Below are 16,704 nucleotides of genomic sequence, written 5' to 3' on the forward strand. Positions count from 1 at the left end.
TCATCCCCCCCTGTATAAATAAATAATGTATAATTGAAGGTATACCTAGACTGCGAAATTTTTTATGATACTTTCCCAGGTATACCTAAAATACAAACTTATTTTTAAGTACTGAAATTACATTTCCACCACTTGATCTTTAAAGAATAGATATAAATATACATTTTTAATAGTTTTGCCTGTCATCTTCTCTAAGGCTCTTCTATAGTAATAAACCTGAGTAAAGTATTTCTCCTTAATTAGATTTATGTCTTCCACAAAATCTGTCTTATAGTCTAATAGTACTAATTTATCATCTTCTTCAAAATAACAATCTATTACTCCTTGAATTAATATCTTCTCGTCGTTATAAATTTCCTCAGACAAATCCTCATAAATTTCTGTACTAGGAAGTTCCATAAAGAAAGGAGTCTCTCTATGTATTTGTTTTGCAGATTTCATTCTTTTTCCTAAATCTGATTGAAAAAATCTAAGTATTTTATTTATGTCAATTACCTTTGATTCCTCTTTTGTCAAAAACTCCTTATCTACAAATTCCGTTACCTGCATCTCTATCTCTTCATAGGTGGAAACTCTTTTTATATCTAAATGCTGCATTACTAGGTGCATTAACGACCCTTTTTCTGCTGAAGATAGCTGTTTGCTTTCTTGAATAAATCTCGGTTTCTTCAGTATTATAGAGGTATCTATATCTCTGCTTTCTTCCTTATCTACTAAATCAAACTTTCTTTTTAATTCAGAAACAGAAAACTTAGCTGGTATGCTGCTGGAATGACTAAATCTGTAATTCCATTCTAGCCTTCTATCAATCTCCCTTTTATGACCACTAAAATCATTGATTGAACTAGCAACCTCTAACTCCTTTACTATATCGTCATCTTCATCCTCTTCTTCAACTTTGATTTTAAATTCCTCTTTATGCCATATTTTAATGCTCCACTTAGAGTTATCATCAGAAAAGGAGCCTGCTTTATTCTCTATGTCTAACATATCTCTTAATAGGCTTCCATCAGAATGCTTTATAATAGAAGGTCCTATCCAGTCTAGGTAACTTCTAGCGTTTGATGTCGCATATCTTGAAACTTTGCTCTCTCCAGATCCTGAAGCTTCATACCATTTTTCTGCTACATTTAAAATATTGCTTACCATTCCAGTTATAATTAACTTTTCCTTAGCCCTTGTAAAAGCTACATACAGAATTCTCATTTCCTCTGATAAGGTTTCTATTTTTATTTTTCTTTTTAATACCTGTTTCACTATTGTTGGGTAAGAAATTCTTCTATCTGGATTAACATAATCTGGGCCAAGTCCTAATTCTCCATGAAACAATATACTCTTATTTATGTCCATTAGGTTAAAATGCTTGCCTGCTCCTGCAAGTATAACCACTGGAAACTCCAGACCCTTACTTTTATGTATACTCATAATTCTAACTACATCTTCATTTTCTCCCAGTATCTTTGCGCTGCCCATATCTCCGCTGCTGCTTTTAAGCTTATTGATAAAATTAATAAAGTTAAAGAGTCCCTTGTAACTAGTTTTTTCGTATTGTTTTGCTCTTTCGAAAAGCACTCTCAAATTCGCTTGTCTTTGAGGACCTCCTGGCATGGCACCTACAAATCCATAGTATCCTGTTTCTGTGTAAAGATACCATATAAACTCATCCATAGACATATGTAGAACTTTTTTTCTCCATTTGTCCAGTTTATTTAGAAAATTAGTTACCTTATTTTTTAATTCGGAACTTATACTATCTTCTTCACTTACTTCCTCAGCTATACTCTTCATCGCTTCATAAAAAGATACTTCCCTATTTACCATTCTAATATCTATTAGTTCTTCTGGTAAGAAGGATTCTATAGGTGAACGAAGAACTGCAATTAGCGGAATATCTTGAATAGGATTATCTATTATTTGAAGCAGTGCTACCATGATTCTTATTTCCACAGCATCAAAATAGCCACTTGAGGTGTCTGCAAACACCGGTATTCCTGCCTTTGTAAGCTCCTCCACAAAGGTAGGGGCCCAGTTAGATGTGGCACGCATAAGTATAACTATATCTTTATAACTTACCGGTCTATAACCTTGAATATTTTTATCATAAACCTTAAATGCTCTATTCCCCTGGCAATTAATAAGTTCATTTATCTTTTTTGCCGCAAATCTTGCTTCTATTTGAATATTATCTACTTCTTCTTCATCTGTATCTTCACTATTTTCGCTGTTCTCTTCTTTCTCCTCCTCAGATGCCTCACTATTCTTCTTGTCAATTATATGAAGCTCAATGTCCCCACCACAAAAATCTCTTTGATTTATACCGTCAATATCTTCTTGACTAAGATCATTGCTGCAGCTACCTGCTAGTTCTGGGAATTGTGCACCAGACTTTAATGCTTCACCTTCATCGTACTCCAGTTCCCCTACCTCTTCAGACATTATTTGTTTAAATAAAAAATTAACTCCATCTATTATTTCAGGTCTGCTTCTAAAGTTCTTAAATAGTTTTATCTTTCTTTCCCTAGTACCTTCTTCTTCTGAATAACTGCTGTACTTCTCCAAAAATAATTCAGGTTTTGCTTGCCTAAATCTATAAATACTCTGCTTAACATCTCCCACCATAAACATATTTGGGATATTATTTTTGTTAGCTATCATATTCATAATTACTTCTTGAACTTCATTACTATCCTGATACTCATCTATAAGAATTTCTTCAAAGTGCTGTTTATACTCTAATGCTGCATCAGAGGGTTCTGTAATTCCTCCCTGGTCTCTTGTAAGTATTTTTAAACAAAAGTGTTCTATGTCACTGAAGTCTACTACTCCTCTTTCCCGTTTTTTAACACTATATTTTTCATCTAATGCAATTACAAGTTCACAGAGGCACTTCATCATAGGATATAGTTCTTTTAAATTCTTTCCTATATTATAGGCATCAATGAAAATATCATCCTTTATCTCTATTAACTTATTCTTAACCTTATCCCTGGTTTTTTTCGACTTTTCTTTGGCTGCTTTATCTGCATCTTTGTTTCTTTTAACAGGAATTGTTTGAAAACTTAATAAAGCAAAACCCTCTTGTAGTTCCTCCCAAGATCTGCAATTAATTAAGGAATAGATATTATTAAGCTCTATTTTAAAAGGCTCTAAATAATAGTCTATTCCCTCCGCATTTTCTACTATATTCACTGCCTTTTCCATACTGTCTTTATGTGCTTCTAATTCTAGCTTTAAAAAATCCATAATTACCTTAGCCCACTTTGAGCTTCCAAAATCAAAGTTTTCTTTTACGTTAAAACTTTCTGCCATTTCAACAAGCCATTTTTCTGGCCAAGGAGTACTTTTAGCAAATTCATATAATTCCAGTACCATGCCTTGAATCTTTACATCATTTTTTCCACTGTATGAATCTACCAACCTTAAGAATTCTTTGTTATCAGTGTTATCATACATTTCTTCAAAAAGTTCCTCTATTGCCTCTTGTTTTAAAAGTATAGCTTCTGTGTTATCAGAAACTCTGAAACTAGGATCCAAGTCTATGATATGAAAATTATTCTTTATAACCTGAAGACAGAAAGAATGTATAGTCATTATGTTTGCTTGATTTAATAAAGTAAGCTGTCTCTGGAGTTTTTTTGACTCAGGTCTTATTTCCAGCTCCTTAGCTATTGCATTTCCTATTCTTTCTCGCATTTCTGCAGCTGCAGCATTAGTAAAGGTCACAACTAGCAGATTATCTATATCAATATTTTCTTTTTCATCGGTTATTCTCTGTATTATTCTTTCTACAAGCACTGCTGTTTTACCAGCGCCGGCACCAGCAGCTACTAATAGATTGCAATTCTTTGTAAAAATAGCTTCTTTTTGCTCATTTGTCCATTTTGTACCCATATTTATCACCTGATTTTACTTATAATTTTTTAATAAACAACCTTATTTTTTCCTAAATGCTTTGCTGTGTATAAATTTTTATCAGCTTTTCTTATTATTTGCTCTAAATCTTCTTCCTTTTCTTTAAGAGCAATACCTACAGAAACAGTTACTCCATCATTTACATCCTTATATTGAATCACCGTTCTCTCTATAACTTCTCTTACTTGTTCCATTCTATTATAAACATCTATGACATTCTTAACATCATACATATAAATTATTAGTTCTTCCCCTCCATACCTAGCAACTATGTCTTCTTTTCTAATGTTTGATTTTACAATTTGGCTAATTCTTCTTATAACTACGTCACCATAAAGATGGCCGTATGTATCATTACACTTTTTAAAGTTATCTATATCCAACATAACAATTGCAAAATCTTTTTCGTTGTTAGCTATCTTTTTCTGTATTATGCTAAAAAAATATTTTCTATTAAATAACCCGGTTAAGCAATCCTTCTGAGAATTTTGTTTAATCTGATTGTATAATCTGTTATTTTCCAGGCATATGGCAATTTGATTAGTAAGTGCTGTTAATAGTCTAACATGATCCTGACTTAAATAGTTATAGATATTATGCTCTACGATGATTAGTCCTAAAATGTCACCTTTCATATATATAGGCATTGTAATAGAAGAGTGAATTTTTACATTACTATCAGTACTAATACTTGAAACAGAGTTTAACAAACTAGTATTAAGATTAGCTACATTTTTGCAATTAAATACTTCTACAATCTGATGGTGCTTCGTATTACTCAAGTTTGATGCCTTCAACCTAAGCTTTCTATTTTCCACTAAATAAACACTTGAATAAGTAACTCCTAAAATTCCTATCATTATGTCATTTATCATAGCTGCTATTTCGCTATTACCTAAACTTTTATTTATATATTCACTAATTTCTACTATAAGAGATAACATGTCTAACTTCTTATCTAACTCAGTAATTTTCATACTTTGTTTTTGAATGGTTTCTTCTGCAAGCTTCTGGTAATTCTCATATTCATTTTTTAAATGATTATAATTTTTCAGTAATGACACCATATACCTCTCCCCTATATTTAAGTCATATATTAAAACATGCTTATAAATGTAGATATTATTTGAATAAAATGAATTTAATGTAAATAAAACACCTTATATATAGCATAACATAATTCACTACATATTTACCATACATTTTCCATAAGTTGTGTACAAAGTACCCCTACAACTAGAATTTTATAATAAATAAAAATAGCTTCTATTTAACAATTTAATACCAATTCATTAAACTATCAAATAAAAGCTGCCTTATTAAAAATTTATTCTAAAATCTGTTTTAAAGATGCAACAACTCTCTCCTCTTCAAAGGGTTTTATTATAAAATCCTTCGCCCCTGCCTTAATTGCATTTAATACCATAGCTTGTTGTCCCATAGCACTGCACATAACAATTTTTGCACCTGAATCCACTAGCTTTATCTGTTCAACAGCTTCTATACCATCCATATCTGGCATTGTAATATCCATTGTCACTAAATCAGGTTTGTACTGCTTGTACATCTCCACTGCTTTTTCCCCATTTTCAGCCTCTGCAACCACTTCAAAGCCATTTTTAATAAGCATATTTTTAAGCATCATTCTCATAAAAGCTGCATCATCAACAACTAATACTGTAGCCATTTCTACTCCTCCTTCATTTTTCCTTTCATACTATTCATATTAATGATTCTCATATAAGTTTAAAATAATATAAATAGTCTTACCAACATCGCATCGTTTACAGAAGAATAATATCATATTTGAAGGATACTTTAAACATATTTTTATAACATTTCCTTTATAATTCCAGAAAATATTTTTATTTTAGTGGCTATCCATTCTTTTTCCCATGATATTCAACTTATACTCATCTAACCCTCTCCAACAATAGAGTCTATAGTTACATTTATTGCACTTAGTAAATTTATATCATGGTAAGGTATTCTCTCTCCTGTTGCCGAATTATAATTTACCCTTACCACCGGTCTATCTGGTAGTGACTTATTTTGTCTCACTACATATCCTTCCACACCATTAGAAAGTCTTACACATACACCTAAAGGATAAATATAAAAATTCTCCTTAAACTTAGTAACTATATCTCTATCAAACATAGTGTTAACATTACATAATATATATTCATAAGCTTCATTAGGCTTAAATCTACTCCTATAGCATCTATCAGCACTTATTGCTGTAAAAACATCGCACAAACTAATTATTTTAGCATGTTGATTTATATTCCCTCCCTTTACTCCAAAGGGGTACCCTGTTCCGTCAACTCTTTCATGATGCTCTATTACGCCTGCTAGAATATTGTTGTTTTTTATACCTGCATTTTTTAGAATTCTATAACCATAGACAGGATGTTTTTTCACCTCTTCAAACTCTTCTTTCGTAAACCTTCCCTTTTTATTTATGATTTCTGATGGAACTACTATTTTCCCTATATCATGCAATATAGAACTAATTCCAATTTCCTTTATGGATGAAATTTTCAGATTCAGCATCTTCGCTAAAAATATGGACATTATTCCTGTATCAATAGAATGCACATAGGTATAGTTATCATATTTTATTACTTCATATAAATTTGTATTTATATCCCCTTCTTCTATAATATAGCTAGTCAATTCCTCTATAACCCTTAAAGATTCTTCTATTTTAGTTCTATTCCCATCAATTATACTATGAAACATATTGGGAAGCCTTTTAAGAGTAGTTTGCTTTAGATTTTCTATATTTCTATCATACTTTATATCTTCTAAATCCTTGTCCTCTATATAGATGTAATAAAAACCACTTTGCCTTATTCTATTTATGTAAGATATATTTAGTTTTGTCCCTGAAGGAAGCAAAACCCTACCATAACCATCAAATAAACTTTTGGCTAATATTTCATTCCCCTTTAAGTTTCTAACTAACTCAAATCTCATATAATATCCCCATTTCTAAAATATAATCAAAGAATTTATATTTTTTTCAGAATTGACTGTATACTTATATTTTAATTCATGCTTTACACAGATTCAATTACTTTTATAGTATTATCTTTATACTTGATAAGCTTATTTTATTATTTTTATTTTTGCTTTATAATCTACTATAGGAGGTGTTTATTTTGGATATTATAATCACAGAAAAAGCACAAAATTATTTAAGAAAGAAAAAATGCAGCACCATAATATTGGACATGACTTTAATAGGAGGAAATGCTTGTTGAAGTGGTCATGGTACAAAAACTCAGTACCTCCCTTCAGTTAGAATGGGATTAAATGATGAAGATCTTCCTTTGGGATTTTCTGAACTACATAAGGATGATATAGATATTCTAGTATCCTTTAGATTTAAAGCAATGGATACTAGAAAGGTAATTATAGATTCAAAAAAAGTTCTCTTTTCTGAAAGTCTAAAAGTTACATTTGAAGATTTATAACCAAGCTAAGGCTGCCTTATAATGCATAAATGTGTATTACAAGACAGTCTTTCTAGTTATTGTATGAATAATTATCCACATATGATATAATATAATAAATTTTGTAATATTTTATAACTTAAAACATTTCATAAGAGAGGAGTAAAGCCATGAGATTTTTTTTAAACCTAAAGATAAAAACAAAATTAATTGCTGCATTTATGATAGTGTCACTATTAATTGCCCTTTCAGGAACTATTGCAACAAATAGTATGAAAAGCTTAGCCCTTAGTGGACAAGATATGTATAGAAATAATCTAGTGGTTATTGATTATTTATCTACTATTGAGAAAAACCTATTAACCATTCGTAGTAACTTCTTACTAATTGCATATGAAAAAGATAGTTCTAAAGTAAAGGAAAGAATAGATATTATAAATAGGTTATCAGAAGAAGATGATCATTTGTTAACAAAGTATCAATTCACCGATATATCTTCTCATGAGAAGACTAAAATGGACGAATTTACCCAAGGCTTACTTACTTACAGAAACTTACGTAATAAATCTCTTAAGTTAGCAGAGGAAAATAATTATGATCAGTTACTTGCATATATGCCAACGATGAATGAGGCACAAAGCAAAGTAGAGAAAAATATTAAAGAATTAATAGAGATAAATAAAACTATTGCTAGTAATACTAATGATAAAAATCTAAGTACATCTAGAGCTTCATCAAATGTTATGATAGGGATAACTATATTAGCCTTTCTAATATCAATTATTATAGGAATAAGTTTATCTAACTCTATATCTAATGAGTTAAATAAAGGGATGAAACTGGCTAAACAACTTGAAGCTGGAGATCTTACCGGCCAAGCCTCCGTTAAAGTTCATGATGAAATAGGTGTTCTTATTAAAGCTTTAAATGTTGCTATTAGAAATTCTAGAAATGTTATAGAACAGGTCGTTACTGCCTCCAAGGATGTTAACATGTCTAATACAAAGTTTATAAACTCGGTAGGGGAAATTTCTAATAGAATGAGTATTATAGACAATTCTACTAAAGAAATTGCTAAGACCTCTGAGGAAACCAGTGCTTCTACTGAAGAAATAAGTGCTTTCACTGAAGAAATTGAAGCTACTACAAAAGAACTTGCTAAAAAAGCTGACATAGGAAGCAATCATTCAAAAGAAATAAAAGAAAGAGCTGTTCATATCCGTAGTAAAGCTTCTGAACGCTCTAAGCTATCCGGCAATCTTTATAGAGAAAAAGAAAAAAATATATTAAAGTCTATAGAAGAGGGAAAGGTGGTTTCAGAAATAAAAAGCATGGCAGATGCTATTTCAAATATTGCAGGGCAAACTAACCTTCTGGCACTAAATGCAGCAATTGAGGCTGCTCGTGCTGGTGAACAGGGAAGAGGCTTTTCCGTTGTAGCTGATGAAGTACGTAAGTTAGCTGAGCAATCTAGCGAATCAGCAGCCACCATTCAGCAAGTAGTATTGCAAGTTGAAAACTCCTTTACTAGCCTAGCTTTAAATGCCTCAGATATTTTAAACTATATTGAAAATACTGTAAGTAAAGACTATGATGCCTTTGTAGATATAGGAATTCAATATGAAAAAGATGCTGAATTATTAAATGAACTTACTCAAGACTTAGCATCCAATGTAGATGAAATATCTTCAACAATAAATACTGTTAACTATACAATTCAAACTGTATCTGCCACTGCTGAAGAAAACTCTGCAAGTTCCTCTGAAATAGCTGTAAATGTAGGTGAAACCTTAAAGCACGTTCAACAGGTTGCCTTAATGGCTGAGACTCAGTCCAGAACCATAGAGACTCTTAACTCACTAGTTAGTAAATTCAAACTGTAATTTATATACAATAATTCTTAGTAAAATTAGGTCTATATAATTTAAAAAAACTTTTGATATCCAGCCTAAGCTGAATGTCAAAAGTTTTTCTTTTAACTATGAAACATCTTTAGCGTCACTATTAGCAGAGACTTTACGCTTTCTAGCGGAACCCATTATCTTGAACAATATCAGGATAATGGCAACTCCTGCAATAGCAGAAACAATATATCCAATTACTTCATTACTACCATTTACACTGTAGTCAGGCATTATTGAATTAAAGCTAAATCCATTTTCAATTCCTTTAGGAGCATATCCTATAACCTCTTTTATTTCATCAGCTCCCCACTCTCCCCAAGCAGTTCCCGTTGCTAAAAGTCCTAGAGGACATAATACTATCATTCCTATTAATAATCCATATAAAGACTTATTATTTGTACTTCTGTCTTCATATATAACCCCTGGGGACATCTTCTTAAGATAACCGTACACTCCAGCGGTAATAGCACCTTCCAATAGACCTATAAGTAAATGTGGTAATATCATAGCTGGTATAGCTACGTTTAAACCATAAGGACAATATATTGGTGCACCTGTTGAATCCTTAAAGAGAATAGGCTGTATTCCAAACATTAGAGCTGTAAAAAAAGCTGCCACAAGTATTCCTGCATATCCACCTAGAAACGCTGCTATATATTCTCCATTATTGCTTTTCATTTTTTTCTTTACCAATTTATAAACAAAATACCCTGTAAACGGCATTGCAAAGGCTATATTAAAACAATTTGCAGCAAAAGCTAGTATTCCTCCATCACCAAAGAATAGTGCCTGAATTAGTAGTGCTATGGTTACAGAAATAGTTGCTGCGTAAGGCCCCAAAAGTATGGCAATTAAAACTGCACCGGTAGCATGAGCTGTTGTACCTCCTGGAACTGGTACATTAAACATCATTATTAAAAACGAGAAAGCTGCACAAACCCCTAGTATAGGCATCTTTTTTCTACTTACTTCTTCTTTTACTTTTTTAACAGCCCTGCTCCACACTGGTAACATTACCACTCCTACAGCAGCACAGGTAGATGGACTTAAATAGTTATCTGGAATATGCATTTGTAAAAACCCCCTAAACTTATATATCATTTATATAAAATAATAACTTTCTACATATTTATATAAGCAACTCTCATGCCATATAATATTATAAGCTATATAAGGCTTTAACATAAAAAATTCTCAAAAGGATACAAAAATAGTACCATTTTGAGAAAATTGTTTTTTTAGTTTCATTATGAAACTTAATTTATAATATTAGATTATATTCAAATCTTTATTATGTTTTTTAGTAAAAACTCTTTCCGCATTATAGGAACTTCTAACTAAGGGAGCTGAAAAAACAAACTCAAATCCCATGTCTAAAGCTATTTCTTCATATTTTTTAAATATATCTGGATGTATATATTCTATCACAGGATGATGCTTTGATGAAGGTGCTAAATATTGTCCTATAGTTACAATATCACAATTCACCTTTCTTAAATCTTTGAGTATGTTTATTACGTCTTCCTCTGTTTCACCAAGTCCAACCATAAAACCAGACTTAGTCAAAATAGAATTGTCCATTTTTTTTACATTATTTAAAAGATCAAGTGATCGTTGATAAACCGCCATAGGCCTTACATTACTATATAAGGAAGCAGCTGTTTCTATATTATGGTTTATAATGTCTGGTTTTGAGCTAACTACTTTCTTTAGTGCTGCTTCATCACCTTTAAAATCAGGTATCAACACTTCAATGGTTATATCCTTACCTAGCTTCTTTATTTGTTCCACAACCTCTGCAAAATGTCCTGCTCCACCGTCTTCAATATCGTCTCTAGTAACAGAAGTTATTACTGTATGCTTTAAATTTAACTTATCTACCGCTTGAGCAACATTAAAAGGCTCATTTTTATCTATAACTTCCGGTTTTTCCTTTGTTACGTTACAAAATGTACAATTTCGAGTACAATTTCTTCCCAGTATCATAAAAGTAGCTGTTCTCTTACTAAAACATTCAGCTCTATTTGGACAGTTTGCCTCCCTGCAAACTGTATTTAAAGAATGCTTTCTTAGTATCTCTTGGACTGTTCCTGTATTTTCTCCCCCTCTAATTTTTACCCTCAACCACTCTGGTTTCCTTTGTGCCATTAATCTCTCCCCCTCTGTTTGATAAAATCATTATGTAACTTATAAAACTACATCTGATCCCATAATTAAAGATAGTAAATTTTCTTTACTTATATTACTCATGTATCTTTCAATATCTATATTATCTAAAACTTTGTAGATATCCTCTTTTACATACTTTATACCAGTTAAGCATTCCTCTAACTCTTTTACTTCCCCTTCACTAAAAAAGTCACCAAAAAGCTTAATATCTTTTATAATTCCCTTATATACATATGTATTAGCTTGTACAATTCCTCCTAAAAACTTCTTTTCATTAAAGTAATTAAACTTAGGGGAATGTCCATAGTTCCATTCCCAAGTTTCATATTTTTCACTAGATATTTTTCTAATTTTTTCCCATTCTTCATCACTAAATTCATATAAATTTGAGTTCTCATATTCACTCATAACAGAATCAAGCAAAAAATTCTTAAATTCTATTACAGTCATAGCCGTCTTAAGATGTTCACTTATATTTGTAACTCTACTGGCAACAGACTTAACTGCCTTCCCCTCAAATTTTATTGGTTTTACCTTCAATGCTTGTACTAATTTATTCATATTCGGTGAAAATAATATACTTCCATGGTGTAATGTCTTATTTTTATTACTATACTGAGCATTTCCTGAAAACTTTCTTCCCTCTATAGTTAAATCGTTTCTTCCAGATAACTCTGCTTCAATTTCAAGTTTTTTTAAGGCATTAATTACAGGAGAGGTAAACTTTCCAAAGTCTGCAAACTTATTTGCTCTATTACAAGAAATAAAAGTGAATTGTATAATTCCGAAATCACAAAAAATAGTCCCTCCACCAGACATTCTTCTAATTACTGGTATATTTTTTTCTCTAACATAATCAAGGTTTATTTCTGACAAAGTATTTTGATTTTTACCAACTAAGATACTAGGTTCGTTTCTCCAAAGCATAAAGCAATCATCATCAAATTTATCTAGCACATATTCTTCAACAGCATGATTAATTGCTGGGTTGGTATTGTCATTCTTAATAAAAATCATTTTGTTCCCCCTAGTTAATAAATAAAACTTTAACAATTCCTTATATATACATAATATACTATTATTCCGAACTTTTCAAATTAAGTGTATTTAGCAACTTTTTAGAACCTTTTCGTGATTTACAGGGATTTTCAAAATACATATCTGTTGTAAGAAGCTGTAGGTTTTTCATCTGTACTAAAATGCCCAGTATAAGAATTTAATTTATACTGGGCATTTTACTGTTTTAGTGTATATAAGCATTCATCACTGTAGCTACATATCCATCAGCACCTTCTCTAATAACAGCTATAATTTCCGGTGCATCTTTTGTATCTATGTGGGCACTATAGGCTTTAAGATCTGATTCATCGTACTTTTCCTTTCTTTCGATAACTACCTCTGTTTTTCCATCGTATTCGTATCCCTCATAGGCTGATCTTATTTTGTTGTATAACTCGTCATCTTTACAATCTATTTCTTTTATAACTTCTAAAACATTCTCTATAGTTCTCATCTTATAATGCCTCCTTAAAATAGTTAACTTTATATTATCTATTATTCTCAAGGAAGCTGCTTGCAATTCTTAATTATTGAGTAAAACCTAAACATACATATTTCTAACTGGTTTTCCACTTTGGCATGATTAGAGCATATGCAAAAATAGGACCAAAGATTATTAGTTAAAATATAGTATATACCTAACTAATATCTTTGATCCTATTTTTACTTCTTCTAGAATAAATATTCTATTTTACATTCTTTAAAACTTCTAATAAGTAATCCCACATTCTTTGAACGGATGATATACTCATGTGTTCATCTGGAGTATGAACATCATAAAGATTTGGTCCAAAGGAGATCATATCTAAACCACTAAACTTTTCTCCTAACAATCCACACTCAAGTCCTGCGTGAATAGCTGTTATATGTGGTTTCTTTCCATTCATCTTTTCATAAACTTCTATAAATACATTTCTAATCTTTGAATCTGGATTATATGCCCACTCTGGGTAGTCAGATTCTGCAGCAACTTTTGCACCAACAAGTTTTGCTATAGTTGATACTCTTGTAAATAGCTCCATTTTTAAGCTTTTTACAGAACTTCTCATAGCACTTATGAATTCTATTCCCTCTTGTGAAGTTGTTATTACTCCAAGGTTTATAGAGCTTTCTACTAGACCTTCTATATCCATGCTCATTGAGTTAATTCCGTCTGGAACTAAGTATAAGTAGTTAACTAGGCTTTCTGCACTAGTTTTTGATAACACTTTTGTAGGTGCAGTAGCTAAAGCTTCAAACTCTACTCTTAAATCTGGGTCTGGTGTTCTAAGCTCATCCTTTAATGTGCTTTCCCACTGAGCAACCTTTGTTTGGATCATTGATTTTTCTTCTGGTTTAACTAATATAACTGCATCAGCTTCACGTGGAATTGCATTGTGTTTTGAACCACCGTTAACTTCACTAATTCTTAACTCTAAGTTATCAGTTAAGTCTCTAAGGATACGTCCCATTAATTTATTTGAGTTTCCTCTTCCTTTATTAATTTCCATACCAGAGTGACCGCCCTTTAGGCCTCTAATTCTAATTACACAAGCCTCTAGGTTTTTATCAGCTTCTTCCCAAACTGCTGGAACAGTTACCTTAGTTGTAAGTCCTCCAGCACAACTTACAAGAAGAGTGCCTTCCTCTTCTGAATCTATGTTGATAAGAATTCTTCCATCTACATTTTTAGGATCTAATGCTGCTGCACCGTCCATTCCAGTTTCTTCTGCACTTGTAACAAGTAGCTCTAAAGCTGGATGCTCAATATTTTTAGAATCTAAAATTGCAAGTCCCATTGCAACTGCAATTCCATTGTCTGCTCCAAGAGTAGTTCCTGTTGCATAAACCATATCTTCTACAACTCTTAATTTTATTGGATCTTTTGTAAAATCATGTACTGTATCTACATTTTTTTCACAAACCATATCCATATGTCCTTGTATAATAACAGCTGGTCTGTTTTCATATCCTGCAGTTGCCTTCTTTTTTATTATAACATTTAAAGCAGCATCTTGGATAACATCTAAATTACGTTCCTTAGCAAAGTTTACTAAATAATCACTTACTTCCTTTTCATTTCCTGATCCTCTTGGAATTTGAGAAAGCTCCTCAAAATATTTAAATACCTCTGTAGGATTTAGATTGTTTAATACATTATTTGTCATGTATATCATCCTTTCTATTTGATTAATTCGTTTACATATACAGTAAAACCAAATTGTAGCACATTTGCCTGTTTATATTTCACCACAAACTGAAATAAAAATCAAGACTTGTAGTTTTTAAGATTTATTAAAGATTACATAATTATACCGAAAGTGTAATAATAATTTATAAACTCAATAATCAATTACTCAATCATTACTCTACTTTAGTTGCTATGTATTTATTTAGTAGTATCTACAAACTCTATTTTATCATACAAAAATATCATAATTTAGCATTAACTACAAGAATTTTATGGAAATTACTAGAATTATATGATAATATTATGCTAATACAATTATTAAAATTTGTAAAAACTCCGATGTTTATACATTTTATTTTTTTAATTTTTTATTCTTACTGGAGGATTATTATGATCAGCTCAGACTACCTTTCTTTACCCTTAAAAAACCAAAACAAAGAATTAGAATATATTATAGAAAATATATCTGATGCTATTTTGATTATTGATAAATATGGCAATTACTTAGGTTTGAATAAGGCTGCAAGAGACTATTTTGGCCCTTTAAAAAGCATTAATGACCTACGAAAATCCTGCACTCTATATGATATTGAAGGAGATGAAATTCCCTTTGAAGATATGACCACTTCTCGTGTGCTACTAGGTGAAAAAATAACTCAGAGAACCTTGTATGTGAAGAAGGATGACAAAATAACCTATCTTGGTATTAGCGGTACACCTATCTTTGATGATAATGGTGATTTTTTAATAGGCATAATATGCAGCCGCGATATTTCCAAGATATCCAATTACGCTCAAGATATAAAAAATCACCGCGATATACTTTATAATATAGTAAATTCACTAGCAATTCCTGTAGTTAGACTATCCTACCCTGAACTAAGCTTTATCGAGTTTAATGAAAAAACTAAAGAGTATATAATGAGTATAAAATCAAATGATGCAGAACTTTTTGAAAAAATTAATTCAAAGCAAAGTATATTAGAGGTATTTCCATACTTTAAAGATGATGAAAATCTTGAATGCATCGAGTCAATGAGAAAAACCAAAAATGTAGTTTATAGAAACAACTTTAAGGTTTTCTTTCATGATAGATTCTTATACTTTAATCTAATCTTTCATCCCATTCTAGATTTTGAAAGAAATATTTCAGAAGTACTTATAATAGCTATTGATGTAACTGCTGAAGTTAACCAAAAACAGGCTGTTGAAAAAGTATTGAAAATTCAAAAGGAATTTTTTTCTTTTATTTCCCATGAATTTAGGACACCATTAACAATCTCTTTATCTGCCATACAAGCATTAGAGTTAATATGTGGTAGCGAACTTTCAGAGACAGCTGGAAAATATATTGAGAAGATACGTCAAAGTTCTCTTCAACAGTTAAGACTGGTTAACAATCTATTAGATATAACAAAGGCTGAATCCGGATATTTAAATATTTATAAAAGAAACTTAGACATAATATATTTGAGCAAATCTATTATAGAATCTATATCCTTATACGCATCTGAAAAAAATATAAAAATTGAATTTTCAGCAGCAAGTTCCTCTATAATAACAGCAATTGATGATGAAAAATATGAACGTATATTATTAAATCTTTTATCTAATGCTATTAAATTTACACCTAATGGTAAATCAATTAGCGTAAGTATATCTCATAAAGAAGACCATATCTACATAAAAGTTAGTGATACTGGAGTAGGTATTCCAAATGAAAAGCTATCATTAATCTTTGATCGTTTTGGACAAGTTAATAATAGTATGACAAGGGGCTCTGAAGGAACAGGTATAGGACTATGCCTTGTTAAACTATTAGTTAATAAGCTAGATGGTGACATTACTGTTGAAAGTAAAGTTGGAGAGGGGTCTACTTTTACAATAACCTTTCCTAGATCCGCAATTCCATCAGAAAATCAAGATGAATCAAATTATGATTTAATGAATAATAGGCTAACACAAGCTGCTAATATTGAATTTTCCTGTTTATAGATGGTAACTATTGCTTTTAAATAAAAACAATTAA

General features: G+C 31.1%; 12 protein-coding genes. 3 read left to right on the forward strand and 9 right to left on the reverse strand.

The window, feature by feature from the left end:
* Window positions 1-117 precede the first annotated feature (117 nt).
* The 4 genes from addA to P8V03_RS12165 form a co-directional block, all read right to left on the reverse strand.
* Window positions 118-3,891: a helicase-exonuclease AddAB subunit AddA gene (addA, locus tag P8V03_RS12150; protein ID WP_318798302.1), complete on the reverse strand. Its 3,774-nt coding sequence runs from the start codon at window positions 3,889-3,891 to the stop codon at window positions 118-120.
* Window positions 3,892-3,920: 29 nt separating this feature from the next.
* Window positions 3,921-4,979 carry a sensor domain-containing diguanylate cyclase gene (locus P8V03_RS12155; RefSeq protein ID WP_318798303.1) on the reverse strand — a complete coding sequence of 353 codons (1,059 nt, stop codon included), beginning with the start codon at window positions 4,977-4,979 and terminating at the stop codon, window positions 3,921-3,923.
* 260 nt (window positions 4,980-5,239) lie between these two features.
* The gene (locus tag P8V03_RS12160) at window positions 5,240-5,599 is read right to left on the reverse strand and encodes a response regulator (protein ID WP_318798304.1); all 360 of its coding nucleotides are present in this window, start codon (window positions 5,597-5,599) and stop codon (window positions 5,240-5,242) included.
* A 230-nt stretch (window positions 5,600-5,829) separates the two neighbouring features.
* Window positions 5,830-6,894 (reverse strand): HD-GYP domain-containing protein, encoded by a 1,065-nt coding sequence (locus tag P8V03_RS12165; protein ID WP_318798305.1) that lies wholly within the window; start codon window positions 6,892-6,894, stop codon window positions 5,830-5,832.
* Between the two features lie 356 nt (window positions 6,895-7,250).
* On the opposite strand from P8V03_RS12165, the gene P8V03_RS12170 reads away from it, so the two are divergent.
* Both P8V03_RS12170 and P8V03_RS12175 read left to right on the forward strand, forming a co-directional pair.
* On the forward strand, window positions 7,251-7,394 hold the full coding sequence (locus P8V03_RS12170) for a hypothetical protein (protein WP_318798306.1): 144 nt from the start codon (window positions 7,251-7,253) through the stop codon (window positions 7,392-7,394).
* A 149-nt stretch (window positions 7,395-7,543) separates the two neighbouring features.
* Complete coding sequence (locus P8V03_RS12175) at window positions 7,544-9,256, forward strand: methyl-accepting chemotaxis protein (RefSeq protein WP_318798307.1); 1,713 nt, start codon at window positions 7,544-7,546, stop codon at window positions 9,254-9,256.
* A 96-nt stretch (window positions 9,257-9,352) separates the two neighbouring features.
* Here P8V03_RS12175 and cbiM read toward each other — a convergent pair whose 3' ends face one another.
* From cbiM to P8V03_RS12200, 5 genes are all read right to left on the reverse strand, one after another.
* Window positions 9,353-10,348 carry a cobalt transporter CbiM gene (gene cbiM / locus P8V03_RS12180; RefSeq protein ID WP_318798308.1) on the reverse strand — a complete coding sequence of 332 codons (996 nt, stop codon included), beginning with the start codon at window positions 10,346-10,348 and terminating at the stop codon, window positions 9,353-9,355.
* Between the two features lie 198 nt (window positions 10,349-10,546).
* Window positions 10,547-11,425, reverse strand: a complete 879-nt coding sequence (lipA, locus tag P8V03_RS12185; RefSeq protein ID WP_318798309.1) for a lipoyl synthase — start codon at window positions 11,423-11,425, stop codon at window positions 10,547-10,549.
* 39 nt (window positions 11,426-11,464) lie between these two features.
* Window positions 11,465-12,463: a lipoate--protein ligase gene (gene lplA / locus P8V03_RS12190; protein WP_318798310.1), complete on the reverse strand. Its 999-nt coding sequence runs from the start codon at window positions 12,461-12,463 to the stop codon at window positions 11,465-11,467.
* Between the two features lie 226 nt (window positions 12,464-12,689).
* Entirely contained in the window at window positions 12,690-12,959 is a 270-nt protein-coding gene (locus P8V03_RS12195) for a hypothetical protein (RefSeq protein ID WP_318798311.1), read from the reverse strand.
* A 232-nt stretch (window positions 12,960-13,191) separates the two neighbouring features.
* On the reverse strand, window positions 13,192-14,652 hold the full coding sequence (locus P8V03_RS12200) for an aminoacyl-histidine dipeptidase (RefSeq protein WP_318798312.1): 1,461 nt from the start codon (window positions 14,650-14,652) through the stop codon (window positions 13,192-13,194).
* 413 nt (window positions 14,653-15,065) lie between these two features.
* Here P8V03_RS12200 and P8V03_RS12205 point away from each other — a divergent pair, with 413 nt between their 5' ends.
* Window positions 15,066-16,670, forward strand: a complete 1,605-nt coding sequence (locus tag P8V03_RS12205; protein WP_318798313.1) for a sensor histidine kinase — start codon at window positions 15,066-15,068, stop codon at window positions 16,668-16,670.
* Window positions 16,671-16,704: the final 34 nt, after the last annotated feature.

The sequence above is a fragment of the Clostridium tanneri genome (assembly GCF_033659955.1).
Taxonomy (GTDB): Bacteria; Bacillota; Clostridia; order Clostridiales; family Clostridiaceae; genus Clostridium_AM; species Clostridium_AM tanneri.